The organism is Salibacterium sp. K-3, assembly GCF_054052005.1.
In genome coordinates, this window is sequence record NZ_JBSVZE010000001.1 from 860,607 (window position 1) to 884,558 (window position 23,952).

At 51.5% G+C, this 23,952-nt stretch carries 27 protein-coding genes; 26 read left to right on the forward strand and 1 reads right to left on the reverse strand.

The window, feature by feature from the left end; translation table 11 throughout:
- The first annotated feature begins 8 nt into the window (after positions 1 to 8).
- The 22 genes from ACW9JV_RS04010 to ACW9JV_RS04115 all read left to right on the forward strand — a co-directional run bounded on the left by ACW9JV_RS04010 (position 9) and on the right by ACW9JV_RS04115 (position 17,670).
- A complete protein-coding gene (locus tag ACW9JV_RS04010) occupies positions 9 to 1,199 on the forward strand; it encodes a DUF4097 family beta strand repeat-containing protein (protein WP_457331590.1) in 1,191 nt (396 codons plus the stop codon).
- Positions 1,200 to 1,211: 12 nt separating this feature from the next.
- On the forward strand, positions 1,212 to 1,412 hold the full coding sequence (locus ACW9JV_RS04015; RefSeq protein WP_457331592.1) for a PspC domain-containing protein: 201 nt from the start codon (positions 1,212 to 1,214) through the stop codon (positions 1,410 to 1,412).
- Positions 1,412 to 1,768 carry a phage holin family protein gene (locus ACW9JV_RS04020; RefSeq protein WP_457331594.1) on the forward strand — a complete coding sequence of 119 codons (357 nt, stop codon included), beginning with the start codon at positions 1,412 to 1,414 and terminating at the stop codon, positions 1,766 to 1,768. The genes ACW9JV_RS04015 and ACW9JV_RS04020 overlap by 1 nt, the downstream gene beginning before the upstream one ends.
- A gap of 177 nt (positions 1,769 to 1,945) precedes the next feature.
- Positions 1,946 to 2,881: an HPr(Ser) kinase/phosphatase gene (hprK, locus tag ACW9JV_RS04025; RefSeq protein WP_457331596.1), complete on the forward strand. Its 936-nt coding sequence runs from the start codon at positions 1,946 to 1,948 to the stop codon at positions 2,879 to 2,881.
- An 18-nt stretch (positions 2,882 to 2,899) separates the two neighbouring features.
- On the forward strand, positions 2,900 to 3,775 hold the full coding sequence (gene lgt, locus ACW9JV_RS04030) for a prolipoprotein diacylglyceryl transferase (RefSeq protein WP_457331598.1): 876 nt from the start codon (positions 2,900 to 2,902) through the stop codon (positions 3,773 to 3,775).
- A 24-nt stretch (positions 3,776 to 3,799) separates the two neighbouring features.
- On the forward strand, positions 3,800 to 4,447 hold the full coding sequence (ppaX, locus tag ACW9JV_RS04035) for a pyrophosphatase PpaX (protein WP_457331600.1): 648 nt from the start codon (positions 3,800 to 3,802) through the stop codon (positions 4,445 to 4,447).
- The gene (locus tag ACW9JV_RS04040; protein WP_457331602.1) at positions 4,444 to 4,929 is read left to right on the forward strand and encodes an acyltransferase; all 486 of its coding nucleotides are present in this window, start codon (positions 4,444 to 4,446) and stop codon (positions 4,927 to 4,929) included. Before ppaX ends, ACW9JV_RS04040 begins: the two co-directional genes overlap by 4 nt.
- Positions 4,930 to 5,117: 188 nt before the next feature.
- Positions 5,118 to 6,302, forward strand: coding sequence for an ATP phosphoribosyltransferase regulatory subunit (locus tag ACW9JV_RS04045; RefSeq protein ID WP_457331605.1), 1,185 nt, complete (start codon positions 5,118 to 5,120; stop codon positions 6,300 to 6,302).
- Complete coding sequence (gene hisG / locus ACW9JV_RS04050) at positions 6,299 to 6,937, forward strand: ATP phosphoribosyltransferase (RefSeq protein WP_457331607.1); 639 nt, start codon at positions 6,299 to 6,301, stop codon at positions 6,935 to 6,937. Before ACW9JV_RS04045 ends, hisG begins: the two co-directional genes overlap by 4 nt.
- Complete coding sequence (gene hisD / locus ACW9JV_RS04055) at positions 6,934 to 8,211, forward strand: histidinol dehydrogenase (RefSeq protein WP_457331609.1); 1,278 nt, start codon at positions 6,934 to 6,936, stop codon at positions 8,209 to 8,211. Before hisG ends, hisD begins: the two co-directional genes overlap by 4 nt.
- Positions 8,208 to 8,798, forward strand: a complete 591-nt coding sequence (gene hisB, locus ACW9JV_RS04060; RefSeq protein ID WP_457331611.1) for an imidazoleglycerol-phosphate dehydratase HisB — start codon at positions 8,208 to 8,210, stop codon at positions 8,796 to 8,798. Before hisD ends, hisB begins: the two co-directional genes overlap by 4 nt.
- A 20-nt stretch (positions 8,799 to 8,818) precedes the next feature.
- On the forward strand, positions 8,819 to 9,463 hold the full coding sequence (hisH, locus tag ACW9JV_RS04065; RefSeq protein ID WP_457331613.1) for an imidazole glycerol phosphate synthase subunit HisH: 645 nt from the start codon (positions 8,819 to 8,821) through the stop codon (positions 9,461 to 9,463).
- On the forward strand, positions 9,456 to 10,193 hold the full coding sequence (hisA, locus tag ACW9JV_RS04070; protein WP_457331615.1) for a 1-(5-phosphoribosyl)-5-[(5-phosphoribosylamino)methylideneamino]imidazole-4-carboxamide isomerase: 738 nt from the start codon (positions 9,456 to 9,458) through the stop codon (positions 10,191 to 10,193). The genes hisH and hisA overlap by 8 nt, the downstream gene beginning before the upstream one ends.
- Entirely contained in the window at positions 10,190 to 10,948 is a 759-nt protein-coding gene (gene hisF / locus ACW9JV_RS04075) for an imidazole glycerol phosphate synthase subunit HisF (protein ID WP_457331617.1), read from the forward strand. The genes hisA and hisF overlap by 4 nt, the downstream gene beginning before the upstream one ends.
- Complete coding sequence (hisIE, locus tag ACW9JV_RS04080) at positions 10,945 to 11,574, forward strand: bifunctional phosphoribosyl-AMP cyclohydrolase/phosphoribosyl-ATP diphosphatase HisIE (protein WP_457331620.1); 630 nt, start codon at positions 10,945 to 10,947, stop codon at positions 11,572 to 11,574. The genes hisF and hisIE overlap by 4 nt, the downstream gene beginning before the upstream one ends.
- A gap of 102 nt (positions 11,575 to 11,676) precedes the next feature.
- On the forward strand, positions 11,677 to 12,729 hold the full coding sequence (locus ACW9JV_RS04085; RefSeq protein ID WP_457331622.1) for a tetratricopeptide repeat protein: 1,053 nt from the start codon (positions 11,677 to 11,679) through the stop codon (positions 12,727 to 12,729).
- A 125-nt stretch (positions 12,730 to 12,854) separates the two neighbouring features.
- Entirely contained in the window at positions 12,855 to 13,799 is a 945-nt protein-coding gene (gene trxB / locus ACW9JV_RS04090) for a thioredoxin-disulfide reductase (protein ID WP_457331624.1), read from the forward strand.
- Positions 13,800 to 14,037: 238 nt separating this feature from the next.
- The gene (locus tag ACW9JV_RS04095) at positions 14,038 to 14,502 is read left to right on the forward strand and encodes an NUDIX hydrolase (RefSeq protein WP_457331626.1); all 465 of its coding nucleotides are present in this window, start codon (positions 14,038 to 14,040) and stop codon (positions 14,500 to 14,502) included.
- Between the two features lie 30 nt (positions 14,503 to 14,532).
- Positions 14,533 to 15,408, forward strand: a complete 876-nt coding sequence (gene rapZ / locus ACW9JV_RS04100; protein WP_457334563.1) for an RNase adapter RapZ — start codon at positions 14,533 to 14,535, stop codon at positions 15,406 to 15,408.
- A gap of 11 nt (positions 15,409 to 15,419) precedes the next feature.
- Positions 15,420 to 16,364 carry a gluconeogenesis factor YvcK family protein gene (locus ACW9JV_RS04105; RefSeq protein WP_457331628.1) on the forward strand — a complete coding sequence of 315 codons (945 nt, stop codon included), beginning with the start codon at positions 15,420 to 15,422 and terminating at the stop codon, positions 16,362 to 16,364.
- A 47-nt stretch (positions 16,365 to 16,411) separates the two neighbouring features.
- Positions 16,412 to 17,389 (forward strand): DNA-binding protein WhiA, encoded by a 978-nt coding sequence (whiA, locus tag ACW9JV_RS04110; protein WP_457331630.1) that lies wholly within the window; start codon positions 16,412 to 16,414, stop codon positions 17,387 to 17,389.
- Between the two features lie 23 nt (positions 17,390 to 17,412).
- Positions 17,413 to 17,670 (forward strand): HPr family phosphocarrier protein, encoded by a 258-nt coding sequence (locus tag ACW9JV_RS04115; RefSeq protein ID WP_457331632.1) that lies wholly within the window; start codon positions 17,413 to 17,415, stop codon positions 17,668 to 17,670.
- A 39-nt stretch (positions 17,671 to 17,709) separates the two neighbouring features.
- Here the strand turns inward: ACW9JV_RS04115 and clpP are convergent, their stop codons facing one another.
- Positions 17,710 to 18,288, reverse strand: coding sequence for an ATP-dependent Clp endopeptidase proteolytic subunit ClpP (clpP, locus tag ACW9JV_RS04120; RefSeq protein WP_457331634.1), 579 nt, complete (start codon positions 18,286 to 18,288; stop codon positions 17,710 to 17,712).
- Between the two features lie 390 nt (positions 18,289 to 18,678).
- Between clpP and rpoN the strand changes: the two genes are divergently transcribed.
- The 4 genes from rpoN to ACW9JV_RS04140 all read left to right on the forward strand — a co-directional run bounded on the left by rpoN (position 18,679) and on the right by ACW9JV_RS04140 (position 23,927).
- Positions 18,679 to 20,034, forward strand: a complete 1,356-nt coding sequence (rpoN, locus tag ACW9JV_RS04125; protein ID WP_457331636.1) for an RNA polymerase factor sigma-54 — start codon at positions 18,679 to 18,681, stop codon at positions 20,032 to 20,034.
- A gap of 410 nt (positions 20,035 to 20,444) precedes the next feature.
- Positions 20,445 to 21,464 carry a sugar-binding transcriptional regulator gene (locus ACW9JV_RS04130; protein ID WP_457331638.1) on the forward strand — a complete coding sequence of 340 codons (1,020 nt, stop codon included), beginning with the start codon at positions 20,445 to 20,447 and terminating at the stop codon, positions 21,462 to 21,464.
- A gap of 105 nt (positions 21,465 to 21,569) precedes the next feature.
- On the forward strand, positions 21,570 to 22,574 hold the full coding sequence (gene gap, locus ACW9JV_RS04135; protein WP_457331640.1) for a type I glyceraldehyde-3-phosphate dehydrogenase: 1,005 nt from the start codon (positions 21,570 to 21,572) through the stop codon (positions 22,572 to 22,574).
- A 168-nt stretch (positions 22,575 to 22,742) separates the two neighbouring features.
- The gene (locus ACW9JV_RS04140; protein ID WP_457331642.1) at positions 22,743 to 23,927 is read left to right on the forward strand and encodes a phosphoglycerate kinase; all 1,185 of its coding nucleotides are present in this window, start codon (positions 22,743 to 22,745) and stop codon (positions 23,925 to 23,927) included.
- Positions 23,928 to 23,952 lie beyond the last annotated feature (25 nt).

Below are 23,952 nucleotides of genomic sequence, written 5' to 3' on the forward strand. Positions count from 1 at the left end.
GATCAAAGATGGAGGAAGAACGCAAACTGATCTTGAAAATGGTGGAAGATGGGAAGATTTCACCTGAAGATGGATCCAAACTTCTGCAGGCGTTGAATTCTGATGGCGGAGAAAAGCAGAATGGGGACAGCGCCAGTGCGGTTTCTGAACCGGAGCCGGCACGTCCGCGCGAGGAAGAGGAAAACAGAGACGCCTCCGCCGAAACCAGTTTGTCCACCCGCATCAACCGGGAGGAGGACAGCCGGTCGGATCGTTACACGGAATGGGAACAGGAAGAAAGAAGCAGTGCATCTGGTACAGCGACCGGTTTTTCTGATTTTATTGACAGCGCGATCCGGAAAATAAAAGAGCTGGATCTGGACTTTAATTTCGGTCCGTACCAGGAAGTCCACCATACGTTCCAGCATAACAACGTGGAGCAGACCGTCCTCGATATTTCTCTGGAAAACGGTTCGCTCGAATGGAAACCCTGGGATAGGCCGGATGTCAAACTGGAATGTGACGTCAAAGTCTACAAAAGCAGGACCGAAGAAGAAGCGCGCCGGGAATTTCTGAAGGAAACGGCATTTGAAGTGGACGATACCCACCTCCGTTTTTACACGAGAACGAAAACGATGAAAGTGAATGCGGTGCTGTATGTGCCGCGTCAGACGTATGAAAGCATGAACCTGTACACGTTTAACGGGCATCTGAAAGGGGAAGATGTCAAAGTGAACAGCTTCTCCGCCAAAGCGGTGAACGGCAGCCTGACGATCGACTCGCCGGATATCATGAAGTGCCATCTCGAAACGGTGAACGGGCCGGTCAAAGTGACAGGCGGCCGCATCGATATCGGTGATATAAAGACTATGAACGGTACCATTGAACTGCAGTCGGATATCAGGGATCTGGAGGCAGAATCGGTTAACGGTACCATTGATGCGCTGCTGAATGTAAGCCGTGATGCGAGAGCTGCCCTTTCAGCGACGACGGGGAGTGTGTTTGTCACCGTTCCGCCTGACATCCGGACGGAAGGCCACCTCCGTACAAATGTCGGCAATTATAATTATTCCCTGAACAATATCGACATTCACGAGGAGAAAAAAGACTTTATTCAGAAATCGCTGCGCTTTACTTCCAATGATGCAGCTTCCCCACGTCTGCGTTTGAGTGCAGACACAAAGACGGGATCGATTTCTGTAAAACCGGAAAGCAGCTGAGGAGGAAAAAGGATGAAAAAATTAGTTCGAAGCCGGCGTAACCGGATGCTCGCCGGCGTCTGCGGCGGCATTGCCGATTATTTTGATGTAGATCCGACGCTGATCCGCATTATTACGGTTGTTCTATTTTTTGTAACAGCCGTTTTCCCGATCCCTATCGCCTACATTGTGCTCGCGTTAATTATGCCGAATGAAGGAGACACGGCCGAATAATGGGCTGTCTTGTCCCGTTTCTCGTTAATATGGTAACACTTATGGTCGTCGCTGGATTTTTTCCCGGCTTTGAACTGGACGGCCTCGCTTCGGCGTTTACGGCGAGCCTGCTGTTATCCATCATTAACATGCTTATCCGGCCGCTGCTGGTCATTCTGACGCTGCCGATCACGGTGGTGACGTTTGGATTGTTCGTATTTATCATTAACGCAGCACTTTTAATGCTGACAGCCGGACTGATGGGAGATGCCTTTCAGATTTCGAGTTTCGGCATGGCGCTTCTGGCAGCGGTAATTATTGCGCTGCTGAACGTGCTCATCAATAATTTCATCGTAGAACCGCTGCGGAAAGATTAATCTGCAGCGGCAGCAGACCGGCTCTTATGGAAGCTGGTCTTTTTTTGGTCTTTTCTTCTAAACGCCGATTTCCATTAGACGGTGAAATCGTGCTACAATAATACAAGCATAAATAGAAAAATTCTGATGATTCCAACTGGACTCTGATCCGGGGCGGAAGAGGTTAGAGGGGTATGTATGCCGAAAGTAAGCGCTAATGATTTAGTCAAACAATTTAACCTGGAGGTGCTCGCGGGAAACGATGGCGTCTACCGGGCAATCACGACAAGTGATATTTCGCGGCCGGGAATCGAAATGGCCGGTTTTTTCACGTATTATCCTGCAAAACGCCTGCAGCTGCTGGGACGTACAGAGCTCTCTTTTTTTCAGCAGTTGGGGGAAGACGAGAAGAAAGAACGGATGACAAACCTTTGTACATATGACACCCCTGGCATCATTATTTCCCGTGGCCTGATTGCGCCGCCGGAACTACTGGAAAGCGCTGAAAATATGAGCGTCCCGGTGATGCGGGCGGATGTGACGACGACGCGCCTGAGCAGCCAGCTGACCAACTTTCTCGAAGCCAGGCTTGCCAAATCAACAGCCGTGCACGGCGTCCTGATCGATATTTACGGTATCGGCGTGCTGCTGACCGGGGCCAGCGGTGTCGGGAAAAGCGAAACGGCACTGGACCTGGTGCGCCGCGGACACCGCCTCGTTGCGGACGATTCGGTTGAGATTTTTCAGCAGCACGGAGATACCCTTGTCGGCAGTGCACCTGATCTGATCCGTCACCTGCTTGAGATACGCGGACTCGGCATCATCGATGTGATGACGTTGTTCGGGGCGGGGGCAGTACGCCCGTTTAAACGGATCGGTTTGACGATCCACCTTGAACTGTGGGATGAAAACAAAGCCTATGACCGGCTGGGCCTGGAAGAAGCGACCCTGCAGATCATTGATACGGAGATACCAAAATATACGATTCCAGTCCGTCCGGGACGGAACCTTGCTGTTATTGTTGAAGTGGCAGCGATGAACTTCCGCCTCAAACGGATGGGAATTAATACAGCCCAGCAGTTTTCCGACCGGCTGACGGATGTGATTGAAGAGGGAGACCGGGAAGAGTTTTAAGGATAGGAGAGAACACATATGATATTTGCTGCACCACCGATTGACCGGGTTGCGTTTGAAATCGGCTCCTGGCCGGTATACTGGTACGGAATTATTATTGGGCTCGGTGCCTTTCTCGGCTTTCTTCTTGCCAACCGGGAGTCAAAAAAACGCGGTCTTCCAAAAGATATTTTTGCTGATTTACTTATTTTTGCGATTCCGATTTCGATTGTCTGTGCAAGACTCTATTACGTTATTTTCCGATGGGGATATTATGCGGATCATCCCGGTGAAATACTGGCAGTTTGGGAAGGCGGTCTTGCCATTCACGGAGGGCTGATCGGGGCTGTCCTCACTGCCGTTGTATTTACAAGAAAGCGCGGTGTATCGTTCTGGAAAATGGCGGACATTGCGGCACCCAGTATTATTCTCGGTCAGGCTGTAGGACGCTGGGGCAATTTCGTCAATCAGGAAGCCCACGGCGGACCCGTCACGCGCGGTTTTCTCGAAAACTTACAGCTTCCGGAGTTCATGATCGAGCAGATGTTCATCGACGGTACGTATTATCACCCAACGTTCCTGTATGAATCGCTCTGGAATGTGCTCGGTCTTATCTTGCTGCTCCTTCTCCGTCGTGTGAACCTGAAGCGGGGCGAACTGTTCCTGAGTTATGTCATCTGGTATTCCGCCGGCCGTTTCTTCATTGAAGGAATGCGGACGGACAGCCTAATGATCGGCGATGTTCTGCGGGCCGCCCAGGTGATTTCCGTCGTACTCATTATCGGGGCGGTACTGCTGTGGATGTACCGGAGAAAAACCGGGCTATCCTCCGCCCGCTATCTGGATGACGATGGGAGCGGAATACCCCGGCAGAAAAAGAACGCACCGTCGAAGAAGAAGAAAAAGAAAAAATAGAACCGGCCTGGAAGGAGACAGCTTATGACTATAAATACGGTCCTTTTTGATTTCGACGGCACGCTCGTTGATACGAACACATTAATTATTTCCTCGTTTGAGCATGTGCTGGAGTCCTATTTTCCGGGCCGGTACACGCGGGAGGATATCATCGGCCTTATCGGCACCCCTCTTCCCGATAATTTCCACAGCATTGATCCGGATCGTGCCGAAGAGATGATCCGGATGTATCAGCAGTTCACGCTGGAACATCATAATGAGTTACTGGCGGAATACGAAGGCGTAACGGAGACGATTCAGAAGCTGCATGAGCAGGGATACCATCTCGCCGTCGTGACGACAAAGCGTAGAGAAACTGCCCTCATGGGACTGGAAACATCCGGTCTGGCTCCCTATTTTCCAACAGTTATAACGCTGACGGACGTAACCTCTGCCAAGCCCGATCCGGAGCCGCTGCAGCGAGCGATGGAGACATTTGGATCACAGCCGCATGAAACGATGATGGTGGGTGACAGCAAGTATGATATCCTTGCCGGTAAAAATGCCGGTACGGCCACAGCAGGAGTGGCCTGGACGATAAAAGGAGAAGAAAATCTTCAGTTCTGGAACCCGGATATCATGCTGAAGAAAATGCCCGATATTCTGGACCATCTTGGAGTGAAAACGACATGAGAAGGACGGAGCGGTACCCGGTGGAATCTTCGAATTCGCTCTGGCAGATGTACAAAACGGTGTCTTTCTGGAAAGTCGTCAAAAATTTCATCGTGATACAGGCGGCCCGCCTGACCCCTTTTCTGCCGCTGAAAAACTGGATGTACCGAACCTTTCTCCGCATGAAAGTAGGGGATCAGACAGCATTTGCACTGATGATGATGCCGGATGTGATGTATCCGGAAAAAATATCCGTCGGCAGAAACAGCGTCATCGGGTACAATACGACGATTCTCGCGCATGAATACCTGATCACCGAATACCGCCTCGGTCCGGTGGAAATCGGCAATCATGTGATGATCGGCGCGAATACAACCATTCTACCGGGCGTACGCATCGGGGATCACGCGGTGGTCGCAGCCGGGTCAGTCGTCCATAAAGACGTGGACCCCGGAACCGTCGTCGGCGGTAATCCGCTTCAGCTCCTTCATCCTTCCAAATAGCCCTTTTCCGCGCAGGTTGATGCACCGGAAAAGGGTTTTTTATGAAGGCCGCCGAAGGGATTGTTTTCCGGATTGACGCCGCCTGCAATCGGGTGTAAACTACACGATATACACTTTATCTCTCTATTGCATTAGCAGACTAAAGTACATAACGGAGATATCAATACGGTATGAAAGGAGTTCCCGCCATGACTCAGCCATTTATGTTTGAAAAACCATTAGGAATGCGGGATACCCTGCCGGCTTACTACCAGACGAAACGACACGCAGCGGATCGGATGGAAGCGGAAATTGGAAGCTGGGGGTATCTCCCCATCGAGACACCTGCTCTCGAATATTATGATACGGTCGGACGTGCCTCGGCCATTCTCGACCAACAGCTCTTCAAACTGCTCGATCAGCAGGGGCACACTCTTGTACTGCGTCCCGATATGACGGCGCCGATTGCAAGGGTGGCCGCATCGAGCCTGAAAGATCAATCGTTCCCGATGCGCCTCTCCTACCACACGAATGTCTTCCGCGCCCAGCAGCGCGAAGGCGGACGTCCGGCGGAGTTTGAGCAGATGGGCGTGGAACTGGTCGGGGACGGTACCGCGAGCGCAGACGGAGAAGTCATTGCGCTGATGGCGGCAGCATTGAAAGAAGCGGGTCTGGAAGACTTTCAGGTCGCCGTCGGCCATATCGGTTATGTGAATGCCCTGCTTCACGACGTGCTCGGCAGTGAAGAACGCGCTGACACGCTGCGCCGCTTCTTATATGAAAAAAATTACGTCGGATTCCGCCAGCACGTGAAATCGCTCGGGTTATCCTCGATTGATGAAAAACGGCTCTTCGGTCTTCTTCAGCTCCGCGGAGGTCCTGAAAAACTGGACGAAGCCGAGACGCTAGTCGACAACGGTGAAGCGGCCAAAGCGCTGGAGAACCTGCGGCAGATTCGGGATGTCCTGGAGTGCTACGGGGTGGAAAAGCATATTACCTTTGACTTCAATCTTGTGCTTCATATGAGCTACTATACCGGGGTTGTTTTTGAAGGATACGGCAGCCGGCTCGGCTTCCCGCTTTCGAGCGGGGGCCGTTACGATGAGCTGCTTGAAAAGTTTGAGCGTCCCGGCCGGGCTACCGGATTCGGTATACGCCTCGACCTGCTCGTCGAAGCGCTCGGACAGAACAGCCGGACACCGGAACAGACATGTATTCTGTTCAGCCGTGAACGACGCAGCGAAGCGGTGGAAGAAGCACGCAGGCAGCGTAATCTCGGGAAACGGATTGTCCTGCAGGATCTGGAAGGAGTCGAAAACGTCGATCAGTTAACCGGTGCGTTCAGTGAAGTGATTGATTTAATCGGCTCGAAGAAGGGAGGCGGAGATAGATGACAGACTTATTAAAAGTGGCGATGCCGAAAGGGCGGATTTTTGAAGAAGCGGTGGATCTGCTCCGCCGTGCCGGTTTTTCCCTTCCCCCGGAATTTGACGATTCAAGGAAATTAATTGTCGATGTGCCGGAAGCACAGATGCGTTTTATTCTTGCCAAACCGATGGACGTACCGACCTATGTGGAACACGGGGTGGCTGATATCGGAGTCGCCGGAAAAGATACCATGCTGGAAGAAGAACGGGATGTTTATGAAGTGCTGGATCTCGGAATCAGTCCATGTTATATGGCGGTGGCCGGGCTCCCGGGATATGAAAAAACAGATATCAATCCGAAAGTGGCATCCAAGTACCCGAATCTTGCCACCCGGTATTTCAAAGAACAGGGCGAACAGGTGGAAATTATCAAGCTGAACGGGTCGATTGAACTGGCGCCGCTTGTCGGTCTTGCCGACCGGATTGTCGATATCGTCTCGAGTGGGCAGACGCTGAAGGAAAACGGCCTTGTGGAACTGGAGACGATTGTGTCGATCACCTCCCGCCTGATCGTTAACCCGGTCAGCTACCGGATGAAGGATGCCAGAATTGACGACATGGCATCACGCCTTGCCGAAGTGATAGAGGAGGACGGGCGATGAAGATCGTGGAACTGAACCATCATGTCAGTCTGGAACGGCATCTGGAACAGGATACGGAAAAAGAACGCGAATCGGTCGAAGCGATTATTAAAAACATCCGGGAAAAAGGGGACGAAGGGCTTCGTGAGTTGACGGAGTTATATGACGGAGCGCGCCCGGCCTCCTTCTTTGTGACCCGGGACGAAATAGACGAAGCGTACCGGGATTTTCCCGAGGCATCCCTGCATGTGCTGCGCCGGGCCATCACAAACATACGCTCCTTTCATGAAAAACAGGTGCAGCAGTCCTGGTTCACAACGCAGCAGGACGGGACGATGCTCGGGCAGAAAATCACACCGCTCGACCGGGCCGGCGTGTACGTGCCGGGTGGAAAAGCGGCGTATCCTTCCACGATCATGATGAACGTGATCCCGGCCCAGGCCGCCGGCGTTAAAGATATCATCATGGCTTCCCCCCCGGACAGAAACGCAAAATTGACGCCCGCTGTCCTTGTGACCGCAGCGGAACTCGGCGTTCAGCGCATTCTGAAAGCGGGAGGCGCGCAGGCTGTGGCTTCTATGGCTTACGGAACCGAAACCGTTCCGCGGGTCGATAAAATTACCGGTCCCGGCAATATTTTTGTCGCTCTTGCGAAACGGGCGGTATTTGGACAGGTGGACATTGATATGATAGCTGGTCCCAGTGAGATCGTAGTCCTTGCAGATGAAAGTGCGCGTCCGGACTTTGCCGCGGCGGATCTGATCTCCCAGGCCGAACACGATGAAATGTCATCCGCTGTCCTTGTGACGACATCGCGCGACTTGGCCGAACGCACGAAAGCGGAAGTGGAAAACCAGCTCGAAACCCTTCCGAAAAAGGAGATAGCCGGTACTTCGCTTGAGAACCACGGCGCCATTTATGTGGCGGATACGATGGAACAGGCGGTGGAAGCCGTCAATCAGCTTGCGGGGGAACATCTGGAACTGCTTGTGGAGGACCCTCATGCCCTGCTCGGAAGCATCCGCCATGCCGGTGCGATTTTTCTTGGTCCTTACAGTTCAGAACCCGTCGGTGATTATATCGCAGGTCCGAACCATGTCCTTCCCACCAACGGCACAGCCCGTTTTTCAAGCCCGTTAAGTGTGGACGATTTCACGAAAAAATCAAGCATTATCTCCTACAGCCGGACAGCGCTCGAGGAGCATGCCGCCGATATTGCTGATATCGCCCGCCTGGAAGGACTCGAAGGCCACGCGCGCGCGGTGGAACGGCGCGGGAAAGGAGAAAATGAATGACAACACGGAGCAGTTCGATCGAACGGAACACGAAGGAAACAGCCATCCGCCTTGAGATGGATCTGGACGGAGAGGGCAGCGGCTCCATCTCAACGGGCGTCCCTTTTTTGACTCATATGCTTGATCTATTCACCAAACACGGCCATTTTGACGTAACCATAGACGCGGACGGCGATACGGAAGTGGACGATCATCATACAACCGAAGATATCGGCATCTGTCTCGGCCATGTTTTTCAGGAGGCCCTCGGGGACAAAAAAGGAATCCGCCGGTACGGGCAGGCGATGGTGCCTATGGACGACGCGCTCGCCCAGGTTGTCGTAGATCTGAGCAACCGCCCCCATCTGGAGTACAGAGCGGAGCTGCCTGCTGCGTCAATTGGTACCTTCGACACCGAGCTCGTGCATGAATTTCTGTGGAAATTCGCACTGGAAGCGAGAATCAATCTGCATGTCATCGTTCATTACGGCCATAACACCCATCACATCGTGGAAGCGGTATTTAAGGCGATGGGCCGCGCACTCGATGAAGCAGTACAGATCGATGACCGGGTAAAAGGGGTCCCCTCGACCAAGGGAAAGTTGTAAAAAAGGATGTGAAACAGCACATGATCGGCATTATTGATTATGGAATGGGCAATCTCCACAGCGTCAGCAAAGCACTGGAACGGCTGGATCTCCCGTATTTTTTATCCGAGCGTACGGATGAGCTTGAACAGGCGGACGGCCTGATCCTTCCCGGAGTCGGTTCTTTTCATGATGCGATGAATCTGCTGAAGGAAAAAGAACAGGAAGATTTCATCAAGAAATGGGCAGCCGACGGCAGACCGCTGCTCGGCATCTGTCTCGGTATGCAGCTGTTGTTTGACGGAAGTGAAGAAAACGGGGACACGGCAGGGCTTGGTTTTCTTCCCGGCTATGCGAGGCTTTTTCCTGGAAAAACGGGAGACGGCACGTCGTATAAGGTACCGCATATGGGATGGAACAAGCTATCCTTCAGGCAGCCGCAGCACGATCTCCTGAAAGATACAGAAGCGGGGCATGTTTATTTCGTGCACTCTTATGTCATCGAAACCGAAGACGATGACGTACTGATCGCTGTCAGTGATTATCATCAGGAAGTGCCGGCGGTCGTCGGCAGAGGCCGGGTGCTCGGGACGCAGTTTCATCCGGAGAAAAGCAGCACCATCGGCATGAAGATTCTCGAAAACTTCGGCACGATCGTAGCGGAAGGGAGAAATACGTATGAGTAGATTCGACCTTTATCCGGCGGTTGATATCCGCGGCGGCAAATGCGTCCGCCTCCTTCAGGGTGATTACGATAAAGAAACCGTCTACGGCGATTCGCCGGCGGCGATGGCGGAACGATTTCAGAAAGCCGGCGCCTCCTGGATACATATGGTCGACCTGGACGGCGCGAAAGAAAAGAAACGGGTCAATCACGAGCATATCATCGAAGCCGCCCGTTCTCTGGACGTGAATATCCAGGCCGGCGGCGGCATCCGGACGGAAGATGATGTGTCCTACTACCTGGAAAACGGCGTCGACCGTGTGATTCTTGGAAGCGTGGCGCTTCAGAATCCTGAATTTGCCAAAGAGATGCTCGCCCGTTACGGCGGCCGCATTGCCATCGGCCTCGACGCCAGGGACGGCCGCATTGCGGTCAACGGATGGCTTGAGACATCTGATGTAACAGCAGTGGACCTTGGCAGAAAAATGGTGGAATACGGGGCGGAAACGTTTATTTTTACGGACATTTCCAAAGACGGCATGATGGAAGGCCCGAATGTGGAAGCGACGGCAGAACTGGCCCGTGAAACCGGGGCGGCGGTGATTGCTTCCGGTGGAGTGAGCCGCCTGGAAGATGTCAGAGAGCTTGCGGCACACCACGGCGAAGGCATCGCCGGAGCCATTACCGGAAAAGCGGTATACACCGGAAAACTGGATCTGGAAGAAGCGCTGCAGGAGGTGGACAGATCGTGATTACGAAACGGATTATCCCTTGTCTTGATGTGAAGGAAGGACGCGTCGTGAAAGGGGTGCAGTTTGTCGGACTGCGCGATGCCGGTGATCCGGTGGAACTGTCCTCGTTTTACGATGAACAGGGGGCCGATGAACTCGTCTTTCTCGACATTTCCGCGTCTCATGAAGGACGGAAAACGATGGTGGATGTTGTCCGGGAGGTTGCCGGTACGCTCGCCATTCCTTTTACGGTGGGAGGCGGCATCAACACGCTTGATGACATGCGCACGATTCTCAGAGCCGGGGCGGATAAAGTATCGCTGAACACCGCTGCGGTAAAACGGCCGGAACTGATCAGTGAAGGAGCGGACTATTTTGGTTCGCAGTGTATGGTGACAGCCATCGATGCCAAATTCGATGAAACACTGGATTCCTGGCGGATTTACACCCATGGAGGGCGGACTCCGACGGAATGGGAAGTGACAGAATGGGCGCAGGAAGTGGTCAAGCGCGGTTCCGGCGAGATTCTGCTTACGAGCATGGATCAGGACGGTGCCAAAAACGGTTTTGACCTCTCTCTTACCGAAACCGTTAACAACGCCGTTTCCGTACCGGTCATTGCGTCCGGAGGGGCGGGCGCGAAGGAACATTTCAGCGAAGTGTTTTCAGAGACGAACGCCGATGCCGCCTTGGCTGCCTCCATTTTTCATTACAAGGAAACGTCCGTCGAAGAAGTGAAAAAGCATTTACGCGGAAAAGGAGTGCGGGTGCGATGAACATAGAGGAACTGCAATTTGACGAAAACGGCCTGATTCCGGCTGTCGTACAGGATACGGGGAGCCGGGAAGTGCTGACGCTGGCTTATATGAATAAGGAATCGCTCGAAAAAACAATCAAAACAAAAGAAACGTGGTTTTACAGCCGTTCCAAAGACAGGCTCTGGCATAAAGGGGAAAGTTCCGGCAATACCCAGCAGGTTACCGATATACGGTATGACTGCGATCAGGATGCTCTTGTCGTGGAAGTCATTCCGAAAGGACCGGCCTGCCACGAAGGAACGTACAGCTGTTTTTCCTCCTCTCTTCTTCAGGAAGAAGCAGCCGCAACGGCTGGGGACCGTTTTGACATTCTGAATACCCTTGAGGAAACGATCGCAAAGCGCGCAGCCGAGATGCCGGAGGGAGCGTATACAACATATCTCTTCAATGAAGGTGTGGACAAGATTCTGAAAAAAGTCGGCGAAGAATCAAGTGAAGTGATTATCGCCGCCAAGAACCGGGATCCAAAGGAGCTGAGCATGGAAAGCGCCGACTTATTGTACCATCTTTTCGTCCTGCTTCGTGAACAGAACCTCCCGCTCAACGATGTGCTGGGTGTCCTGAACGAGCGTCACGGAAAATAAAACAGGGAGAGGGGGCCGTCCAAGCGGCTCTCTTTTTTTCCGTTTACGTGGATGATATACTAATCATATTGTGAACTGTTTTTCTCCGTTGGAGGGGATACGATGAAAACACAGCCATCCCAGGGACAAATTATCCCATTCATTCAGAATAGTGACTACTTTTTTAAGCGGGGCGTTCATGCTTATCAGAAACAGGAGCTGAAGCGCGCCGTTAAATATGTGAGGCGTGCCGTGGAACTGAATCCGGATCAGGGGGTTTTTCAGTGCCAGCTGGCAGCCATCTACTCCGACATGGGGGAATATACCGCCTCCAATGATCTGTTGTGGCACGTGCTCGAAAACGTGGATGAAACACTGTATGAATGCTACTTTTTTATGGCCAATAATTATGCCTACCAAGGGTTGTTTGATAAAGCAGGCGAGACGGTGGGACAGTATCTCGTGCTGGCTCCGGAAGGTGATTTCGCAGACGATGCCAAAGAACTTCTGGAGATGCTGGATATGGAGACAGAAGAAGAGAGTGATACTTCCTCCGGCGGTTCAAAAGAGGATGACGAGCTGATTATAACGTATGAACGGGCACTTCGTATGATAGAAGAGAACCGCCTGTTCGAAGCGGAGAATACACTCGAGGATATTATCGCTGCCTATCCGTATTACCCTGCGGCGCAGACGGAACTGGCCCGGGTGCTTTACTTGAAGGGACAGGTGGAAGAAGCTCTCGTTTATGCAAAAGAAGTATGGCAGGAGCATTATTTTGTTCCGGCAGGATGCCGCCTTGCCCTTTTGTATCAGGAAGCCGGGCGGAGCAGGGAAGCGGCAGCGATGGCAGGGATGCTCAAACAGATTATACCGGTGGACCGTGATCATCTCTACCGGACGGCGGTTACGTTGACAATGCTGGAGGAAGGAGAAGACGCTTTTCTGCTGTTCTGCAGATTCCGGAAGCGGTTTGTTCCGGAAAAAGCCGATTTCTTCTTTTATGACGGGGCCGCTGCCTACCAGGCCGGACGGCTGCGCGAAGCGGAAAAACGATGGGCCGCTGCCAGCACCAGACATCACACCGGAGCAGATGTTCTGCTGGAAAAGATGCAGCATCATCTGTTATTCTCCAGTGATGTGAGCCGCGAAATATGGAAGCCGCATTCGCTGTAATCCGTAAGCAGATAACTGGACGGATGCAGATGGATCGCTTATGATGGCGGTAAATCAGCAGATGTGAATGCATTTGTATGTATGAATAAGGGGATATTATGGAGGAGAAAGAGGAGTGAATCATCATGTCAGAAGAAAAAATTTATGATGTGATCATTGCAGGAGCCGGACCGGCGGGGATGACCGCCGCTGTTTATACAGCCAGGGCGGAGATGTCGACGTTGATGCTCGAACGCGGGATTCCCGGCGGACAGATGGCAAACACCGAAGACGTCGAAAATTATCCCGGTTTTGATCACATTCTCGGGCCGGACCTTTCCAATAAAATGTTCAGCCACGCGAAGAAATTCGGGGCGGAATATGCCTACGGTGATGTAAAAGAGATTGAGGAAGGAAAAGAATATAAAATCGTCCGGGCCGGAAACAAGGAATATAAAGCCCGTTCTGTCATTGTGGCCACCGGAGCTGTATACAAGCAGCTCGGCGTTCCGGGTGAACAGGAACTGGGCGGCCGCGGCGTATCCTACTGTGCGGTATGTGACGGGGCGTTTTTCCGCGATAAGGAAATCGTCGTTGTCGGCGGCGGCGACTCTGCGGTGGAAGAAGCCGTATACCTGACCCGGTTTGCTTCAAAAGTAACGGTGATCCACCGCCGTGATGAACTGCGTGCTCAGAAGATTCTGCAGCAGCGCGCCTTTGTGAACGACAAAATCGAATTCAAATGGAGTCACGTCGTGAAAGAAATCAACAACAAAGACGGCAAAGTCGGCAGTGTGACCCTGACCGATCTGAACTCCGGTGAAGATTATGAATTTGAAACCGAGGGCGCTTTTATTTACATCGGGATGATTCCGTTGAATGATGCGGTGAAAGGCCACGACATTATTAACGAAGAAGGCTATGTCGAAACGAACGAAGAAATGGAAACGAACATTCCGGGCGTTTTTGCAGCGGGAGACCTCCGTGAAAAATCGCTGCGACAGATTGTGACAGCGACCGGAGACGGTTCTGTAGCGGCTCAGACCGCCCAGCAGTATGTCGAAGAACTGAAGAACACGGTCAATGTCTGATTGTTTTTGCGGGGAAACTTAAATCGATCTTAACCCGGTTGTAACCAATGTGAAACAATGTACGTGGTATGATGGATTCAGTAATTGACCCCCTTTTATATAGTATATATGGAGAAGCACAGGCTGCTGCCTGTGTTCTTTTTTTGATAAAATGTAATAACGCTTTCAACAGACTGAAAAATTGAGCCGGCCCCCTCCGGCATAGTATACTGGAAAGAGATAGAGCGGAGGGAGAACGATGCAGCGGGTGACAAACTGTTTTCTTCATGATACAAAGGAAGTTCTGTTACTTCAAAAACCAAGCCGGAACTGGTGGGTGGCACCGGGCGGGAAAATGGAAACCGGCGAAACCGTCCGGGACGCAGTATTGCGGGAATACCGGGAGGAGACCGGCATTACCCTGCTGCAGCCGGTACTCCGTGGGATCTTCACTTTTTTGATCATGGAAGACAACCGGCTGCTGTCGGAATGGATGATGTTCACCTTTGAGGCAGCGGCTGGTCAGGGCACCATGCTGGAAACGTCGCCGGAAGGAGAGCTCTCACGGGTTCCGGTGGATGAAGCAGGCGGCCTCCCAATGGCGGAAGGAGACCGGACGATTTTTCGTCATGTACTGGAAGATAAAGGAATACTCTACGGAACGTTTCGTTATGACAGCCGTTTTACTCTTCTCGGTTCCGGTTTTAAAAAGGAGCAGCTGTAAATGGAAGGACACGAAGGGATGGATGGACGAATGGCACAGACACAGGAAGATATTCATGTCGTGATTATTACCGGTATGTCCGGAGCGGGAAAAACCGTTGCCGTACAGAGTTTTGAAGACATGGGCTATTATTGTGTCGACAATCTGCCGCCGGCGCTGATCCCGACATTTGTAGAACTGATTGAAAACTCAGGAGACCAGATGAATAAAGTGGCGCTCGTTATAGATCTGCGGGGCCGGGAATTTTTTGACCACCTGTTTGAAGCCGTGGACAACCTGCGTCTGAAATCCCATCTCAGCACCCACATTTTATTTCTGGATGCCAAAGATGAGGTGCTCGTCCAGCGTTATAAAGAAACACGCCGGTCCCATCCGCTGGCGGCGGAAGAAACACCGCTGGAAGGAATACATCAGGAAAGGGAGATACTGGAGGATTTGAAAGGACGGGCCCGTCAGATTATCGATACGACCGGCCTTCATCCCAAGCAGCTGAGGGAACGGATCATCCAGTCCTTTTCAGGGCCGGAAAAAGACGCCTTTTCGGTCAATGTCCTGTCCTTCGGATATAAATACGGCCTTCCGATCGATGCCGACCTCGTGTTTGATGTCCGTTTTCTCCCCAATCCTCATTATATTGACCATCTGAAACCGAAAACCGGATTGGAGGAAGAAGTATCTTCCTATGTGTTAAAATGGACGGAGACGAAAGAATTCATTGAGAAACTGCTTGATATATTAAGTTACATGCTGCCCCAGTATAAACGGGAAGGAAAAAGCCAGCTGATCATTGCCATCGGCTGCACCGGCGGTAAACACCGCTCGGTGACACTGGCCGAATATGTAGCCGATTATTTCGCTGGTGAATATGCTGTGCATAAAAGCCATCGGGATATGGGGAAAGGATAGGAATAATCATCGTGGATAAAGCAAATATCGTCGTAATCGGCGGAGGCACAGGGCTTTCTGTTCTGTTAAGGGGACTGAAGACCTTTCCGGTCAACATTACAGCAATCGTGACGGTGGCTGACGACGGCGGCAGTTCAGGGAGACTACGGAAAGAACTGAATATTCCCCCGCCGGGAGATGTACGTAATGTTCTCGTGGCACTTGCCGAAGTGGAACCAATGATTGAGCAGATGTTTCAGCACCGGTTCGAAAACGGAAGCGGCCTGACAGGACATTCACTTGGAAACCTTCTGCTTGCTGGAATGACGTCCATCACGGGAGACTTTGCAAGAGGCATCAGTGAATTAAGTGCGGTGCTGAACGTGAAAGGCAGTGTGTTTCCGGCAGCGAATCAAAGCATCGAACTTCACGCGGAAATGACGGACGGCACCATTACATCCGGAGAGTCCAACATCCCGAAATCAGGAAAAAGAATCAAAAAGGTATCTTTAACTCCGGACAACGTTCAGCCCCTTCCGGAAAGCCTCGAAGCGATTCATGAAGCGGATCTTATTGTACTCGGGCCCGGGAGTCTATATACAAGTGTCATACCGAATCTGCTTGTCCCCGGTATTGCTGAAGCGATCCAACAGGCTGACGCGCGGAAGGTGTATATCTGCAACGGGATGACCCAGGCGGGGGAGACGGATGACTTTACGGCTGCCGACCATGTGGAAGCCATTCATAATCACACCGGCTGCACCCTGATTGAAACGGTGCTCGTAAATAATACCGAAATACCGACGGACATTCTTGCCAAATATGCGGAAGAATCAGCCTATCCTGTCTCTTTTGATGAACACCGGCTGCAGCGTCTCGGCTGCCGTGTCGTGCGGGATGCGTTTATGCACTACCGGGACAATCTGTTCCGCCATGACGCCCTCAAAGTCTCGCAGTCGCTGCTGGCGGAAATGTAAATGAATGGAGATACAGGTGGAACATGAAAGGCGGTGAAAGTAGTAGGATGTCATCTTTTGCAGCTATGACCAAAAAAGAACTGACTCAGTTTGAATCGGATGAATGCTGTGCCAAGGCGGAACTTGCCGCTCTTGTCCGTATGAACGGGGTCATCTCTTTCAGCGGAGGCGAGCTGATTCTTGATGTTTCTACAGAAAATGCGGCCATCGCACGCCGCATTTACCAGCTTATAAAAAGAGTATATCCCGAGACCGGCATTGAATTAATGGTCCGTAAAAAAATGCGCTTGAAAAAAAACAACGTATACCTCGTCCGCATCGTGGAGGAGACGCGGGATATGCTCCGCGATTTAAGTATTATGGAAGACGGTTACCATTTTGTCCGGACCATTTCCCGGGATATTCTGCAAGACACCTGCTGCAAGCGCGCGTATCTGCGGGGAGCCTTTCTTGCCGGAGGATCCGTCAATCACCCGGAAACGTCTTCGTACCATCTCGAAGTGTTTTCCCTGTACGAAGAGCATAACCGGTCTCTCCGGGAACTGCTGCAGGAATTCGATCTTTCTTCAAAAAGTTTGGAGCGAAAAAAAGGATTTATCCTGTACATTAAAGAAAGTGAAAAAATAACAGAATTTCTAAATGTCATCGGTGCTCACCAGGCACTTCTCTATTTTGAAGATGTGAGGATCATGAAAGACATGCGCAATTCTGTGAATCGTCTTGTGAACTGTGAAACGGCGAACTTGAACAAGACAGTGGGAGCCGCGCTCCGCCAGGTGGAAAATATTCAACTTGTGGCCGGCAGGATCGGACTGGAAAACCTTCCTGAGAAAGTACGCGAAATGGCGGAGCTTAGAGTGAAATACCAGGATGTCACCCTGAAAGAACTCGGAGAGATGGTGCCAAGCGGCCCCGTAGGCAAGTCCGGCGTCAACCACAGGCTCCGCAAAATCGACCAGCTTGCTGAAAAGATCCGCAACGGTGAAGATGTCGTACTGCCGGAAAACGGGATTCATGCAGAATAAAGGAAAAAGGGAGGAACAACCATTTGATTGAAAAAACAGCAGAAGTGCGTTTAAAGACGGGATTGCAGGCCAGGCCTGCTGCTTTATTTGTTCAGGAAGCAAACCGCTTTCAATCCGATGTATTTATTGAAAAAGAAGACAAAAAGGTGAACGCGAAAAGCATCATGGGGATTATGAGCCTGGCCGCGAGAAGCGGAGAATCGATTAAGCTTACGGTGGACGGGGTGGATGAACAGGAAGCGTCCGAGGAACTGGTCCGCTTTGTGGAAAAAGAAGAATAAAAAAACCGGCATCCTTTTCCAAGGTGCCGGTTTTTTGCATTATTTGTACAGAACGTCGTCGACGAGGCCGTAGTTTTTCGCTTCTTCGGCCGTCATAAAGTTGTCGCGGTCGGTGTCGCGCTCGATAATCTCTTTCGGCTGGCCGGTGCGCTCTGATAGAATGTTGTTCAGCTTGTCGCGGATTTCAAGGATCCGGCGGGCATGAATGTCAATATCCGTAGCCTGTCCCTGGGTACCGCCGAGCGGCTGGTGAATCATAACTTCACTGTTGGGCAGGGCATAGCGCTTGCCTTCTTTTCCTGCTGCAAGCAGGAAGGATCCCATCGAAGCAGCCATTCCCACGCAGATAGTGGAAACCTCAGGTTTAATGTGCTGCATGGTGTCATAGATGGCCATGCCTGCTGTGATCGAACCTCCCGGACTGTTGATGTAAAGGGAAATATCTTTATCCGGATCGTCCGCAGCCAAAAACAGCAGCTGGGCGACAACGGAGTTGGCAATGTTATCGTCAATGCCGGAACCGAGCATAATAATACGGTCTTTTAACAGCCTCGAATAAATGTCATACGCGCGTTCTCCGCGGTTGGTCTGTTCAATAACTGTTGGAATCAAGTTCATGTGTTACATCCTCCTTCTTTAAATGCGTGCAGCTCTTGCTCAGCTGTTGATTCCATCATACCCCAATGGTCAATAATGGTCAAATAAAAAGAACCGGCTACTGCATCATGTCCGTCTCTCATTGTACATGATAAAATAAAAAACCTCGAATGATTTACAGCCGGACCTCCTCTTTGTGTTTCTCTTCGTTATGTACAACGAAATTCCTTCTGTATTTTACCCGTTTTTTCAAGGATTCAAACTTCGTTAAAAAAACGGACAAGGAAAGAGAAACGACACTGATTCCGCGATATAATAAGAAGTATAGAAAAATTTGAGGAGATAACGTACGAGCGCCTTCACATATGATATAATAGGTAAACGCTTTCAACGAAAAAGGGAGGAATTTTAATGAACCTGGAAATGGGCCTGCACCAGAAACAAACAATGAACCTCGTCATGACGCAGGAGCTTCGCCAGGCTATCTCCTTATTACAGCTTTCGACGATCGAGTTAACGAAATATATAGAAGAGACAGCGCTGGAGAATCCGCTGATGGAAATGGAAGAGACGTCTTCGGGTATGCAGGAAGATTCCGGCTATGACATGCCGGTAATGTGGAAAGATGAAGCGTCCGGAAACGGGATGCAGGAGGACGGAGGGGACGGATCGCCGTTTGACCGCCTCCAGAACGCGGCAGCGGGGATTACCGGTTATCTGGAAGAACAGATACGGATGCTGGAGACCGGACCGCTTGAAACGGAGCTCTTGTATTATCTGGCCGGCAACGTCAATGATCACGGATATCTTGAAGGAACATATGAAGAAACGGCCGCAGTGCTTCCGGTTGCCCGCGAAACGTATGAAGAGGCGGTGCAAGAACTTCAGACTCTGGAGCCGGCGGGAGTGGGGGCACGTTCACTTGGGGAATGCCTCTTTCTACAGCTAAAGCGGAGGCAGCCACGGCATCCATTGGCCGAAAAAATCGTGACAGAGCATCTCCAGGATTTCGGGGAGCGGAAATGGAAAGAGCTTTCTTCCCGGATGAACGTGACGCTGGAGGATATCCAGGCTGTCCATGATGACATTCAACAGCTGGATCCCCATCCCGGTGCAGGGTTTGGCGGAGAATCACCGGTTCGTCTTATTCCTGATGTGTATGTGGAGCGGGAAGGGCACAGCTTTGTGGTACGTCTCCGGGACGACAGCCTGCCGAAAATCAGGATGAACCGCCAATACCGACACCTGCTTGAACAGAAAGCGGAAGGAGAAGCGGCGGAATACGCAGAGAAGAAATACAGGCAGCTGGTGTGGCTGCTGAAAAGCATCGATCAGCGGCAGCATACCATCCGGGCGGTTACTGAAGCCGTTGTCCATCACCAGGAAGAATTTTTCCGCCGCGGTTCGTCGGCATTGAGGCCGCTTACGCTGAAAGATATCGCGGAAGAAGCGGGTGTACACGAATCCACTGTTTCCCGGACGACCGCCAATAAGTATGTCCAGACTCCGCACGGCCTGTTTGAACTGAAGTACTTTTTCACTACCGGAATTGAAGGTCAGAACGGCAGCTGGACCTCCGCTTATGCGGTCAAAAACCTGATAAGGGAGAAAGTGGAAGAAGAAAACAAACAGAAGCCGCTTTCCGACCAGAAAATCGCTTCTCTGATGGAAGCGGAAAAAGAAATATCCGTTTCGCGCCGCGCGGTCGCAAAGTACCGGGAGGAACTGCATATTCCATCTTCCTCCAAACGGAAACGGTATACCTGAAATACAAGAGGGAGGGTGCTGTACAATGAGACAGCTCCTTCTTTTTTGTAAGATTAAGCGGACGGTTTGGACGGCAGACTGTCCATAAAACGTAGGATGCAGCCACTTTTCGCGAAACCGGTCTGGAAAATGTCCAATATTTTTATATACCGGCCATTTTTTCCTCGATATACTCAGAAATGTCCCGTTCCATGTTTTTATGGACATTTTACTGTAGAAAAAGGGTATAGTATGGGGGACAGGGGAAATGATACATGAAGATACAAAAACTTTTTATTGCCTGCCGGAATATTCCTTGATAAGATAAAAGGGAAAGAAGCAGGGAGCTTTTTTTTATTCCGTAGGCGGGACTGAAAATGTCACCCTGGGACAAATTACGTCCCGAAGGCAGATCTTACGATGAGGTACATATGCGACAATTAATCGAACTACAAAAAAAGCTGCAGCCGGATGTTCTCGAGGTGATGGAAAAAAGGTACCGGATCCTTCAGTACCTGCGTCTCATGCAGCCGGTCGGCAGGCGGACGCTTGCGGGAAGCCTCGATATCTCGGAGCGCGTTCTCCGAAGTGAAGTGCTGTTTTTAAAAGAACAGAGCCTGCTTCACATCGGTTCCGGCGGGATGGTGCTGACCGAAGACGGAGAATCACTTCTGGAAGGCCTGGAAGAAACGATGAAATCCGTCACCGGGCTGGCCGACCGGGAACAGCGGGTCGCCGAGACCCTTCAGGTGGAACGGGTGATTATTGTTCCCGGGAATAGTGACCGCTATTCGTGGGTAAAAAAAGAATTAGGAAGAGCCTGCATCCAGCAGATGAAAGACATGCTGCAGCCGGAGGATATCGTCGCCGTCGCCGGCGGAACAACGCTGGCGGATGTGGCGGAGATGATGACACCGGATGAAAAATTCAGTTCCGTCACTTTCGTCCCGGCCCGCGGCGGCCTCGGTGAAAAAGTGGAAATCCAGTCGAACACCATCAGTTCGACCATGGCTGTTAAAGCGAATGGAAACTACCGGCTTCTGCACGTACCGGACCAGCTGAGCCGGGAAACAAGAGAATCGCTCGTGCTCGAACCGGGAATCAAAGAACTACTCCGCCTGATCCGGCGTGCCGGAATTGTGGTTCACGGCGTCGGTGCAGCTTCGACGATGGCCGAGCGGCGCGGAACAGAGGACAGTATTCTGGACACGCTGAGGGAAAAGCAGGCAGTGGCCGAAGCGTTTGGATATTATTTTGACCGGGACGGCCGTATTGTCCATAAGGAAAAAACGATCGGTCTCCAGCTCGACGATCTCCAGGAAAACCAGAAAGTAATGACGGTGGCAGGCGGTGCTTCCAAAGCGGAAGCCATCATCGCCTATATGAATTACAGGCCGAGTGACGTGCTGATCACAGATGAAGGGGCCGCCATGGCGGTACTTGGGGAATAACCCGGCCCGGATGTTGATCCTGCTTGCTTTCTGCCGGTGCTTCCGCCGGGAGTGCCGACGGAATGAAAAACTATATTGATTATTCCTAAAGGGAGGATTTTATTTATGGCAACAAAAATTGGTATTAACGGTTTTGGACGAATTGGACGTGTTGTATTCCGTGCTGCCCTGAAAAATGACGACGTGGAGGTCGTAGCGATTAACGACCTGACAGACGCGGAAATGCTGGCGCACCTTCTCCGTCATGACTCTGTACACGGCGGACTGGAAGAAGAAGTGAAGGTAAACGGCGACAATCTTGTTGTCGGCGGCAAAGAAATCCGTGTTACGGCCGAAAAGAATCCGGCCGAGATCAACTGGGGCGGAGCCGGCGTAGAACTGGTCGTTGAATCGACCGGCCTGTTTGTGAAACGCGATGACGCGGCGAAACACCTGGAAGCCGGCGCCAAAAAAGTCATCATTTCCGCACCTGGTAAAGAAACAGACGCTACATTTGTTATGGGCGTAAACGAAAACACGTACGATCCGGCCAGCCATGACGTTGTCTCCAACGCGTCCTGCACGACAAACTGTCTTGCACCGGTTGCCAAAGTGCTGCACGACAAGTTCGGTGTGAAGCGCGGCCTGATGAACACTGTTCACTCCTACACGAATGACCAGCAGATTTTGGACCTGCCGCATAAAGACTACCGTCGTGCACGCGCAGCCGCCCAGAACATCATCCCGACATCGACCGGCGCTGCCAAAGCGGTTGCTCTTGTGCTGCCGGAACTCGAAGGGAAGCTGAACGGCGCTGCGATGCGCGTGCCGACACCAAACGTCTCCCTTGTCGACTTCGTTGCTGAACTTGAACAGGATGTAACAGCAGAAGACGTGAACAATGCTCTGAAAGAAGCATCCGAAGGAGACCTGAAAGGTATTCTCGGATACAGTGAAGAGCCGCTCGTATCCGGCGACTACAACAGCACACCAACATCGTCTACAGTGGACGCTCTTTCCACGATGATCATGGAAGACAACATGGTAAAAGTCATTTCATGGTACGACAATGAATTCGGCTATTCCAGCCGTCTTGTAGACCTTGTTGCCTACATGGCCAAACAGCAGTAAAACACACACCGGGAAACAGTGGAAAGGGAGTGGAAAGTCAATTTCTTCGCTCCCTTTCTTTTCCATGTAAAAGACGAATTCTGCGGAGGATTCCGCAGTCTTCCGGTTTTTTATCCTTTTTCTCCGGGAAATCAATCAGCAGGTACTAAGCAAAGGAGGTTCCTTCTCATGAATAAAAAATCAATACGGGACATGGACCTGAAAGGGCAGACAGTATTCTGCCGGGTCGATTTTAACGTTCCAATGAAAGACGCAGAAGTCACCGATGACACAAGGATCCGTGCCGCTCTGCCGACCATCCGGCATATGATCGACCAAGGGGCGAAAGTCATTCTCGGAAGCCACCTCGGCCGTCCGAAGGGAGAAGCCCACGATGAACTTCGTCTCGGCCCTGTAGCTGTCCGTCTTGGCAGCCTTCTCCAGAAAGACGTCAAGAAAGTCGATGAAGTGTTCGGACCGGAAGCGGAAAAAGCGGCCGCAGATCTCGTGGAAGGGGAAGTGCTTCTTCTGGAAAATCTCCGTTTTGAAGCTGGCGAGGAAGAAAATGATGAAACACTCGCCAAAAATCTGGCTTCTCTTGCCGACGTGTATGTCAATGATGCATTCGGCGCCGCCCACCGTGCCCATGCTTCCACAGAAGGCATTGCCCGTCATCTGCCATCGGTCTCCGGACTCCTGATGGAAAAAGAACTGGATGTGCTCGGACAGGCACTTGAAGATCCGGACCGTCCGTTTACCGCCATCATCGGCGGCGCCAAAGTAAAAGACAAGATCGGAGTCATCGATAACCTGCTGGATAAAGTGGATAACCTCATTATCGGGGGCGGACTTGCCTATACGTTCGTCAAGGCGAAGGGATACGAAATCGGTAAATCCCTTCTTGAAGAAGATAAAATGGAAATGGCAAAAGATTTCATGAAAAAGGCGGAAGATCAGGGCGTCAAGTTTTACATGCCGCTTGATGTAACGATTGCCGATGATCTGAGCAACGATGCCAATACACAAGTCGTCAATATCGACAATATCCCGTCCGACTGGGAAGCCCTTGACATCGGGCCGAAAACATTGGATGCCTATACGGATGTTATTCAGGACTCCAAACTGGTATTATGGAATGGACCGATGGGTGTTTTCGAATTCGAGCTGTTTTCCAAAGGGACGAAAGGCATCGGCGAAGCACTGGCCAAGGCGGAAGATACGTATTCTGTCATCGGCGGCGGCGATTCGGCGGCTGCTGTGGAGAAATTCGGATTTGCTGATCAGATGAGCCATATTTCGACCGGCGGCGGAGCTTCCCTGGAGTTCATGGAAGGAAGAGAACTTCCGGGTGTCGCGGCACTCGATGACAGATAGAATCCACAGTTAACAGGAAGGAGTT